Source organism: Pseudoalteromonas sp. C12FD-1 (assembly GCF_037414265.1).
GTDB lineage: Bacteria > Pseudomonadota > Gammaproteobacteria > Enterobacterales > Alteromonadaceae > Pseudoalteromonas.
In genome coordinates this window covers 238,449-249,135 of the sequence record NZ_JBBEVD010000072.1, presented here as the reverse complement: position 1 = coordinate 249,135, position 10,687 = coordinate 238,449, and the positions used below count along the sequence as shown (strand labels likewise).

Below are 10,687 nucleotides of genomic sequence, written 5' to 3'. Positions count from 1 at the left end.
AAGCGTTATTTTAATCGGCCCCACACGGTTAACGCTATGACAGAGCGGGGCAATTTACGCTACTGAGCTACTATTTAGTGATCATGCCCAGTGCGCTTTCACCAATACCCACCAATTTATCGTTTTTAAATATTAATGGCGTACATTCATCTTTTGTTGTTTTGCCATCAGAGTGAATACTGTGAGTCATGTAAAACAGTACCTGGTAAACATCATCGTCTTTTTTTAATAGTTCGGTAAAGCTCGGCGTTTTTAGTTGCGCTAAAACAGATTGATAGCTGCTATCCATTGTTAAATCTGCAATCGCTTCGCGGTTTTTTTTATGCTGATGTTGCCAGCTTGATGAGTCGTTACCTGCCCAATGCGTTTCTGCTTCGCCATCTGATACGGCAATAACACAACCGGTTAAAAATGGAGTGATAAGTGCAGCAGCTAAAAGTGATTTTTTCATTGTTAAATCCTTGATGAGTTTTAATACCAATCCGCAATAATACTTAATCATTTTTAGGAGCTAAACGTGTTGCTATCTGCGTTAAAAAATTCTCATTTACGACTGCATGGATGCAGAAGGTAGAGCAATGCATGAGCAATTGCCGAGAACAACTAAATAGCGAATTTTTTGCCTAGCTATCAACACGTTTACCTGTCCTCAAAATAGATCACTTCATTAAGTGGATTGGTATAATTTAATTATTTACTCATTAAAGGCAAGTAATAGGCCAATATAACAAAACTATAAAATTCAAACAGTTAAGTTTGTATGGCTATTTTTAAATGATGAATTATAAAAATCATTAGTAAAAACAGCCACTTTTTAGTTTTTTTAACGATTAGGCTAATCTTGGTTAATTTAGAATAGCCAAAATACGTTACACCAAGCGGTTACGAGATTCACTATTAGTAAAGGCTGCTATATTTAAGCTCACCTCATTAATTAAGCGTACGATTGACTCTGTGCTGGCCCATGCAATGTGTGGTGTAAGAAGCAAGTTTTCGCCTGTGTAATTTGCCAGTGGGTTAGTCTGCTCTGCCGGCTCTTTTGTTAGTACATCAACGCCTGCTCCAGCAATTAAATTTTGTTCAAGAGCTGTTACTAGGTCAGCCTCGTTTATAATGCCACCGCGGGCGGTATTAATAATAATACTGCTAGGTTTCATCATTTTTAGCTCATCTAACGAAATTAAATCACGAGTTTCATCAGTAAGCGGGCAGTGCACGCTAATTATATCAGCGGTTTTTAATACCTCTTCAAAAGGTGTACGGCCTTCTCTACAAGGGGCGCCTTTTCGCTCTGCAACCACTACATTTGCGCCAAATGCTTGCGCGACTGCAGCCACACCATTACCTAGCGTACCACCACCTATAATGGCAAATGTTTTACCTTGTAAATCATTAAAGCTGTAATCTAATCTGCAAAACATGTCGCTTTTTTGCCAAGCGCCTTGCTGGCAGTCGCGCTGATAGCGATGTGTATTACCTAATAAATTAGTCACTAATGAAAATGTGTGTTGTACAACCGAAGGGGTTGAGTAGCCTGCTACGTTGGTAACGGCAATGCCAAACTCTTGTGCAGCGTTTAAGTCAACATTATTGGTGCCTGTTGCGCTTACGCAAATAAGCTTGAGAGTTTTAAGCTGGCTAATGGTGTCACGATTTAATACCACCTTATTGGTAATAAGCACATCAGCGCCTTGGCTGTGTTTTACAACTTGTTCTGGTGATGTGAGCTCATAGGTGGTTAGCTCACCTAATTCTTCAATACAGGTTAAAGATGTTTTAGCTAAAGTGGCGTTATCGAGAATAGTGATTTTCATCGTGTGTCCTATCAATATACGTACAATAAAATTGCGAGAGGAGCTAAGGTACTACGAAAAAATCCCTTTGTTAATGCTATTACTACCAAATGATTAGTGCAAAAAGTCAGATTGCTGATAAAAGTTTAAATTGGCTGGTCTGCCCACTCAAATATAAATAACATGATATTTTAGCGGGCTATATCTTTGGGGCCTGTTTATTTTTTGAGATTGAACTCACTTTCCTCTGAAAGGTCAACAAGCTTTATTAACGTTGATAAAACTAAAAAACAATGCACCAACCCCTTTTTGCGTGGTCATAGACTAAAGTGGTTCGCAAATAAGCATAACCAAATGGCTATTTCTTATTTAAGAGTGGCTGAGTTATAATCAAAATTATATATAAACGGTACGTTTTGCGTGCCGTTTTTTAACATTGTAGATGCAGTAATGAGTGAATTAGAAGATAAATACGCAGACATAAGACCTTACAACGACGATGAAGTTGCGGCTTCGCTAGCACGCTTAATTAACGATAATGCGTTTATAGATGTAATAGCAAAGTACAACTTACCGCGCTTTATATCGGCTATGCCTTTTATAGCTCGCGCAGTGGTGAGAAGCCAGCTACGAAAAAAATGGGGTAAATTTACAAGCGTTGAAGATGTACAAAATGAAGTGGCTGAGTATTTAGATAAACTTATAAAACGCACTACCTCAAAAGTTACCTTTTCGGGATTAGATAAACTTGATCCACAGCAGGCGTATTTATTTATATCTAACCACCGCGACATAGTACTAGACCCCGCACTTGTTAATTGGGGGTTGTATCAACATAAAATGAAGACGGTGCGTATAGCAATTGGTGATAATTTATTGCAAATACCCTATATAACCGAGCTGATGCGTTTAAATAAAAGCTTTATCGTTAAGCGTTCAGCCAAAGCACCTAAAGAGATGCTTAAAGCACTTACGCAGTTGTCATCGTATATTTATGACTCGCTAACAGCAGGAAATTCTATTTGGATTGCGCAAAAAGAGGGGCGTGCAAAAGACGGTTTTGATCAAACAGATCCGGCGCTTTTAAAAATGCTGCAACTAAACGGACGAAAACAAAAGAAAGAGTTTGGCGAGTACATAAAAGAGTTAAAAATTGTCCCTGTGTCTATTTCTTACCAGTATGAGCCTTGTGCTATTTCTAAAGCCAAAGAGCTTTACCATAAGCAACAGCACGGTGAGTACGTTAAATCAGCAGGCGAAGACATAGCAAGTATTGTTGAGGGATTTAGCTCTGCTAAAGGGCACGTACACTTAGCTTTTGGAGAGCCGGTTGAAAGCGGCTGTGATGATGCTGATGAGTTGGCGCAAACAATTGATAAGCACATTGTTGAGTCTTTTTACTTACACCCAGGTAATTACATTGCCGGTGGTTGTAAGCAAGCAGTAATAGATGAGCCCGATACCGCCACCTTTGAGCAGCGTTTAGCCTTGGTGCCAGATGAGCTAAAGCCACTTGTTTTAGCCATGTATGCAAAGCCATTTCAACGCAAAGCTGAAATCACAAACAAAGCATGCGAGGAAAGCCATTAGGCAGCTCCCTTGGTGTAAAAAGCAGCGTAAACGCTGCTTTTTTTTTGTGCATAAATAACGCTATACTCATACTAAGCAATTAATCTACTTAGGGGGCGCAATGCAACAAATTGAAATATTTGATATTCCAAGCCCCTGTAAAAGTATTTGCCAAGTAAATAACCGAGGCTATTGCAAAGGCTGTTACCGAAGCCGAGATGAGCGCTTTAATTGGAATGCGTTAACCAATGCGCAAAAAAAGAAAGTACTTAGCTTGTGCCAGCAACGTTACAAGCGGTATTTACAAAAGCGCCAAGCAGCGCAATCACAAGGGACTTTAAATAAACAACAAGGCTTTGAATTTTAAACCTTGTTGTACTTGTTAGGGTTTTAAATTGTATTTTGCGCGCAATGCGCGGCTAGTGCCGTTATCGTGTAGTTTATTCAAAGTATTCAATAGTTTACTTACCAAAGCTGCGTGCTTTTTATGTACATAGTGATAGAGTGAAAACGTACTTAGCAGCTGGGTTTGCATACACGTCTCTGGCAGAGAAAAGTTATCGGCTTTAAGCACAAAGTCGAGCATAATTGCACCATCAACTTTATGCTGGGCTAGTAGGTTAAGTTGGGTTGTAATATTTTTTACCTCAATAATATTACCGCTAAACTTATGCTCGTTTAAATAATGGTGTTGCACCGGGTAACCTGACAAAACAGCAACATTGTCGAGTTTATCAAGCGTAGTAGGTTGGCAGTTTTTAAACAGTAAAAGCTTATAGTCAAACAGAGGGTAGTTAATTCTGATCAGGTTTTTATTGTTCGCTTCTATGCTTATATCGCGCCCAAGTTGCCCATCTAACACTCCGTTATTAGCCGCTAATAGCGCATTTTGGCGATTAAAATCAATTATGTGTACTTCATAATTAAGTTCTTTATAGGCCAACGTGAGTAAAGCGAGCGCATAGCTTGCTTGAGCTGAGTCGGCAGGGCGGTTAAATATAACGTTATTGTGATTGGCGAGTGCAATTTTACTAAAAAATAAAACGACTAATAAAAACAAAGCATTGAGCTGTATCTGCAAGGTTACTTCCGTTTAAAATGGGGATAGTGAAAATGAACGCAGCGAATAATAACAAAATAGTCTGGTTTTTGCCCATATTTGTTGCTTTTTAAACAGTAAATGGGTTCGAATATACGTATAATAAATGCGGATAACTAACCGTACTTAGGAGTGGTTGTGAGTTTTAATTTATGTGCTTTACCCCGAGAGCAAAAATATCAAATTCAATTAGATTACGAAGCCTCATTTTGGGCTTATCAAATTAAACGTAATAAAAAAACACGTGAGCAGGTGTATAACACGATTCATAGCCGTCCAGTGGCAGAGCAAACGTATTTAAAGCAACAGTTTGAGCAGTATTTGGCGTTAATGCTAAGCTAATATATGTACACAGTACAAAAGTTAGACACACTTAAGATTCCTTTAGTTAATAAGTTTTATGCACTGTATAGCGTCAGAGGACGTGCTAATAAGCAAGATCAGGTTTGGGTTGTTTACAACGAAATGCAGATAGTTGCAGCGTGCCGGATACAAAGTAAGCACGATTTTTTATTTTTATCGACCGTGTTTGTTAACCCGCAGCACCGTAAAAAAGGGCTGGCAAAGCAACTTTTAGGCGCCGCTATAAAACAGCAAACTAAACCGCTTTACACCTTTGCTTATAAAAATATTACAGCTTTATATACGAGTCTTGGTTTTAACCAGATATTAACATATACTCCTGGTTTAAAAGCACTTTTTGATATATACACGCATCGAAATATAGTTGCACTCGAATACCTATAACAAAAACAACGGATCAAGCCATGAGTAAAGGCGTTCATTGGATCATTAGTTGCTTTATAGCTTTAATCGCTATATTTAGTTGCCAAGTTGGCGCACAAGTTAAGCGTTTATCTCCTAGTGAAGGCCTCTCGCAAAGCTATGTGAACACGATGCTGCTTGATAATAACGGTTACCTATGGCTCTCAACTGAAGGGGGATTAAACCGCTATGATGGTTACCAAGTAGTTGCAATTAATGGCCCTAATGGCGAGCTTGAAGAAGCCATAATTGATTGTATTTACCAAGACCCCGCAGGCAATATTTGGATAGCATCGTTACTAGCCGGCTTATTTAAATACGACCCAAGTACCGATACCTACCAGCAATTTATTTCTCAGCCTACCAGCGAAAAACAAATTTTAAGCCAGTCGGTATTTAGTATGGCAGCGGTTGATGACAAAACTTTATGGATTGGACGTGGTCGCGACTTTGCTAAATTAGATATTGAAACAGGTAAAATAACCAGCTTATTTGAGCTACCTAAAGAATACGAAAATACCTTAGTAAGAGAGCTTTTTCATTACAATGGGTATATTTTTATCGGCACTAGCCATGGTGCGTTTGTGTTTGATATTGCCTCTGAGCAAATTAGAGAGCTGCAACATTTAAAAAGCAAAGCTGAGCATATTTATCAAAACAACGTTAAATCGTTTTCGGTAATTGAAAATAATCAGTTGTTAGTCGGCACTGTAAAGGGCTTGTATCAGGTTGATATTAGCGACTTGCCTGGCATGTTTGAGCGCCCCGACTTGGCGTTTAAAAACCAAGCTGTTATTGCCGATTTAAATGTGTGGCGCATCATCAACGAAGGTGAAAAGCTAGATCTGGCGACTAATAAGGGGCTTTTTGAGTTTGACTTAAATACTAAAGAGTTAGTAAAAAACACCCGTATTACGCAAAGTAAATACAGTTTATCTGACACCAGTATGATAGACATGGTGAAAGATAAATCGGGCGGGTATTGGCTCGCAACTAAAACCGATGGTGCATTTTATCTGTCGAATAATACCTATCACTTTAGCAACATAGATGGCAGTAAACTGGGCGGCGATGGCCTTTCTCATCCTTCTGTTTGGGGTATTACAGAGTATGGTAACAGCCTATGGCTAGCAACACACAATGGCTTAACTGAAATTGATTTAGCCACTAACACCAGCCAAGTTTACTTAAAAGACTATAAAGTCGACTTACTCACTACCGAATTTAGCGTTTACGAAATTATTCCTTACAAACAAAAGCTTTGGTTACATACAAACCGAGGCTTGTTTGAGTTTAACCCCATAACACACCAAATTAATGAACCAACAATAACAAACCCCAATAATAGAGCCTTCATAGAAGGCTGGGTTCATGGCGTAACCTTAATGCCTAATGGTGACTTATATTATGTGCACTCAGATCACGGTATGTTTGTATATAATATTGATGCTCAGCAGCTCACCCGATTAGAAGGTGCTTTTAGCACAATAGAGCCATTTTTGGCGCATGGCTTTTCGCCAGCATTGGCAACTAAGCCTAATATGCCGCTGTTTTTTAACGCGGGTATTTTATACCAAGTAAACCCAACCACATTGGCATTAAACAGCATTTACAAAGTGCCAAAGCAGCACGATAACGTGGCTATTAATGTGCTTTCTTACGTGGTAGATAACAACAATATTTTATGGATATCGCTCTCTAATTTTGGGTTGATAGGCCTTGATGCAGCCAGTTACAAGTTAGTACACACCATTGATTTAGAAAAAAATAAGCTAGGTACCTTACTTTACAACATGGTGCTGGATGATGATGGCATGATTTGGATGAGTAGCCATAAAGGTATATGGCGGCTAAACCCAGAAACACTTCATTTTCAGCAGTTTACTACATCTGAGGGGCTACTTTCGGCTGAATTTAACAGCAGTGCCATGGCCCACTTACGTGATGGCCGAATTGCCTATGGCAGCTTAAAGGGCGTTACATATTTTCACCCAATGGAAAATCAAAATTATCATTCATTAATTGACCATGTAAATATAACCCGGGTTGATTTAATGTCGCGCGACTTATCCATCGATTTAAAACAGCCGTTAAATGAAATCGTGCTCAATCATGATGATATAGGTTTAGAGGTCGCATTTTCGGCGATGGCGTTTAGCTATCAAGAGCGCATAATTTATGAGTACCAGCTTGATAACGGCCAAAAAACCTATACCCGTAATAATAATCGGGTGTTATTCCCTAAGTTAAACCCAGGTAATTATCAGCTCAAAGTATGGGCTAAAGATCCGTTAACCGGCAAGTACACACCGCCTGCAGTGCTAAAAATTCGGGTTAAGTATCCACTGTGGCGAGCGCCTTACTTTATGGTGCTTTATGGCGTTTTGTTTATCGCATTTATTGCTTTTTGGGTAATGCGCCGCAACAAAATTCAGCGCATATTACTGGCCGCAAATAAAGAAAGTAAAGACAGTGAAGCGCGATTAAAACTAGCCTTAGAGGGTAGTGAGTCGGGTATGTGGGATTGGCAGTCTACATCGAGTAGTATTTACCAACCGCGCCTATGTAATGAGCTTGGGTATGATCAAGAAAGTGTGAGTTTAGATGATTACCTAGCTAAAATTCACCCGCAAGATAAAGCGCTTTTCAGATTAGAATGGTTAGAGTTTTTATCAACCGATAAAGGCTACTTTAATTGTACGTATCGTTTACGCCATGCCAAAGGCTATTGGCGTTGGTATAAAGACTTTGGCAAAGTGGTGGAATGGAGCGGACAACTTCCTAAAAAAGTAGCGGGTACTTACACCAATATGACCCGCGAAATGGTGTTTGAAGAACATGCTCGTTTATTTACCGCTGCGTTTGAGCAAACCCGCGATTGGGTATTTATTCTTGATAAAAACTTTACGGTTCGCGCCTCTAACAAATCGTTGCAAACGGCCTTTAACTTTCCTAGTGAACCACGCTCCAGCCGCGCCCTTAATTTAGGCATATCGCGAAGTAATCGCTTTGATTATTTACGGATAATGCAAAAGCTGAATGTGGGTGAGCATTTTTCCTGTGAAGACTTAGTCACCTTAGCCAGTGGTGAGCAGCGCCATGTGTTAGTAAAAATAAGCGCAGTGGCCGACACTGAGCAGCGCTTAAGCAGTTACGTTATTATTTTAACCGACATTCATGCGCAAAAATTGGCTGAAAATGAGCTTCATATTTTAGCCAACTATGACTCATTAACTGGCTTGCCTAACCGTATGCTGTTTAACGATAGAGTTGAGCATGCTATTGAACAAGCACAAAATCATCAATGTAAAGTGGCCCTGCTGCATTTAAATATTAAGCGTTTTAAATACTTTAACGACTCATTTGGCCGAGAAGTGTCTGATGAACTAATAAAGCAAGTGGCTAAACGTATTAAACGCTCTTTGCGGCCCTCGGCAAGTGTTGCGCGCTTTGGTGGCGATGAATTTGTGGTGCTGGTTGAAGATGTACAACAAATTGAAGAAGTTTTACTTATTTGCTCTAAATTAATAGATTCTGTAAGCCAAAACATGGAATTTAATGGCCAGGTGATAAACGTTAATGTAAGCATTGGCGTAGCAATAGCACCTGATGACGCCGCAGATCATGCTGCGTTGTTAAAAGCTGCCAGTATAGCCTTGTACCATGCAAAAGAGTCCCTCGAAAGCAGTTATAAGTTTTATAAGCAGGAGATGAACCAGCATGTACAAAAAGCTTTGCATTTAGAGTCTTTGTTAACTAAGGCGTATCAAGAGCAAGAATTTTGCAATTACTACCAACCTATAGTGAATGCGCACACTCAACAAACTGAAGGTTTTGAAGTGTTGTTGCGCTGGCCAGAAAACACGTTAGTGCCTACACAAGAGTTTTCTTTAGCGGCTGAGAGCATAGGGTTAATTACAAAAATTATGCTACAAACCCTTGCCCGAGCGTTGCAAGAGCTTAAACAATGGCGCGAGATTTCGCCTCAGCTGTACTTGTCGATAAACCTCTCTGCACTTGATTTTGAATACGAAGAGCTTGTAACCGACATACATAAAGCGCTGAGCCACGCTAATGTGCCCTCAGAAGCCATCGTGTTTGAAATCACCGAGTCTATTTTAATGCGCGACTCTAAACATGCGCTGCACAGTATGGAAATGCTGAAAAAGCTTGGCTGTAAACTGTACATGGATGACTTTGGAACAGGCTATGCTTCGTTAACGTATTTAAAGCGCTTCCCTATCGATGTACTAAAAATAGATAGAAGCTTTGTGCAAGATATTGGCGTGGACACGGATGATGAAGCCATTATTCAATCAACGCTTACCTTAGCTCATAGCTTAGGTAAAGAGTGTGTGGCTGAGGGCATTGAAAACAAACAACAGTTGCAGTTTTTAAAGCAGCTAGGGTGTAAGCATTTTCAGGGGTATTTATTTAGTAAGCCAGTACCTATAGAAGCTGTGCCCACACTGATCAAACAAGATTGGGCCGCCTTATTTAACACTCAATAATATGACTATGGGCGCTTTCCACAGTGGCGGCAAAATAAATGGCTGTTGCGTTGATTAAGCTGCGTTTTAATTGCTTTATTGGCCTCAAGCACACTTAAACCTAGTTTGTAGCGCAGCTCCTCTAAGTGCAAACGCTGTGAGTCATCTAAATAGCCGTCATGGATTTGCTCGTGTACGGCATCTTCAAAAAATTGCCGGCGTTTACGTATTTGCTCCGAAAAACTGGAAGCAAGCAAGCCTGTTGGAATAGCCACCATTCCCATGCTCACTAAAGTGACTACGCCACCAAATAGTTTACCAAGGGGTGTAAGCGGTACAACATCACCATAACCGACCGTTGTTAGGGTCGCCATTGCCCACCACATAGCTGCAGGAATAGAGCCAAACTTATCTGGCTGAACATCGTGCTCTATTAAATAAATACCGCAGGAGGCAAGTATTAGCAGTACCGACATAATAAAAAATGCGGCTAATAACGAACTCGCTTCGTCTTTAAATGCTTGTAATAACAACTGCATTGCACGTGAGTAACGAGTGAGTTTAAATACTCTTAGTAGCCTTAATACACGTAAAAAACGCAAATCCAGCGGAAACACAAACATTAGCAAGCTGGGCAAAATGGCTATTAAATCAATGAGAGCCAAAGGTGATAAAAAATAATGTAGGCGGCGCTTTGCATTTGAGCCTTTTATAGCTGCGTATTTACTTTTATCGACACAGGCCCAGAGCCTAGCAAGATATTCAAGGCTAAAAATAGCCACCGAGATCACTTCTAATAGTAAAAACTGCGTGTAGTAGCGTTCATTAATGCTTGGGACCGACTCTAATACAATGGCAATCACATTGATCATGATTAAACTAATAAGCGCTATATCAAGCCTATGCCCCGCTTTGCGATAATCGCCGGTACCTTCAAAAAGGCGTGCCATTTTTTGCCTAAGGGTTATATT

General features: G+C 39.9%; 9 protein-coding genes. 5 read left to right on the top strand and 4 right to left on the bottom strand.

Annotation, left to right across the window (positions count from 1 at the left end):
- Window positions 1–70: 70 nt before the first annotated feature.
- Window positions 71–451 (bottom strand): DUF3192 domain-containing protein, encoded by a 381-nt coding sequence (locus WDB87_RS15570; RefSeq protein WP_286246114.1) that lies wholly within the window; start codon window positions 449–451, stop codon window positions 71–73.
- Between the two features lie 418 nt (window positions 452–869).
- Entirely contained in the window at window positions 870–1,814 is a 945-nt protein-coding gene (locus tag WDB87_RS15565; protein WP_286246115.1) for a D-2-hydroxyacid dehydrogenase, read from the bottom strand.
- A 429-nt stretch (window positions 1,815–2,243) separates the two neighbouring features.
- Here WDB87_RS15565 and WDB87_RS15560 point away from each other — a divergent pair, with 429 nt between their 5' ends.
- Window positions 2,244–3,383: a 1-acyl-sn-glycerol-3-phosphate acyltransferase gene (locus tag WDB87_RS15560; RefSeq protein ID WP_337850346.1), complete on the top strand. Its 1,140-nt coding sequence runs from the start codon at window positions 2,244–2,246 to the stop codon at window positions 3,381–3,383.
- A gap of 100 nt (window positions 3,384–3,483) precedes the next feature.
- Window positions 3,484–3,729 (top strand): DUF1289 domain-containing protein, encoded by a 246-nt coding sequence (locus WDB87_RS15555; protein ID WP_337850345.1) that lies wholly within the window; start codon window positions 3,484–3,486, stop codon window positions 3,727–3,729.
- A gap of 15 nt (window positions 3,730–3,744) precedes the next feature.
- Here the strand turns inward: WDB87_RS15555 and WDB87_RS15550 are convergent, their stop codons facing one another.
- Window positions 3,745–4,443: a substrate-binding periplasmic protein gene (locus WDB87_RS15550; RefSeq protein WP_337850344.1), complete on the bottom strand. Its 699-nt coding sequence runs from the start codon at window positions 4,441–4,443 to the stop codon at window positions 3,745–3,747.
- A gap of 156 nt (window positions 4,444–4,599) precedes the next feature.
- Between WDB87_RS15550 and WDB87_RS15545 the strand changes: the two genes are divergently transcribed.
- Genes WDB87_RS15545 through WDB87_RS15535 form a run of 3 tightly spaced genes read left to right on the top strand, consistent with a single transcriptional unit; the run spans window position 4,600 to window position 9,737 of the window.
- Window positions 4,600–4,803, top strand: a complete 204-nt coding sequence (locus WDB87_RS15545) for a DUF3283 family protein (protein ID WP_286246119.1) — start codon at window positions 4,600–4,602, stop codon at window positions 4,801–4,803.
- A 3-nt stretch (window positions 4,804–4,806) separates the two neighbouring features.
- Window positions 4,807–5,208, top strand: a complete 402-nt coding sequence (locus WDB87_RS15540; RefSeq protein ID WP_286246120.1) for a GNAT family N-acetyltransferase — start codon at window positions 4,807–4,809, stop codon at window positions 5,206–5,208.
- 20 nt (window positions 5,209–5,228) lie between these two features.
- The gene (locus tag WDB87_RS15535; RefSeq protein WP_337850343.1) at window positions 5,229–9,737 is read left to right on the top strand and encodes an EAL domain-containing protein; all 4,509 of its coding nucleotides are present in this window, start codon (window positions 5,229–5,231) and stop codon (window positions 9,735–9,737) included.
- A gap of 5 nt (window positions 9,738–9,742) precedes the next feature.
- Here the strand turns inward: WDB87_RS15535 and WDB87_RS15530 are convergent, their stop codons facing one another.
- Window positions 9,743–10,666, bottom strand: coding sequence for an ion transporter (locus WDB87_RS15530; RefSeq protein ID WP_337850342.1), 924 nt, complete (start codon window positions 10,664–10,666; stop codon window positions 9,743–9,745).
- Window positions 10,667–10,687 lie beyond the last annotated feature (21 nt).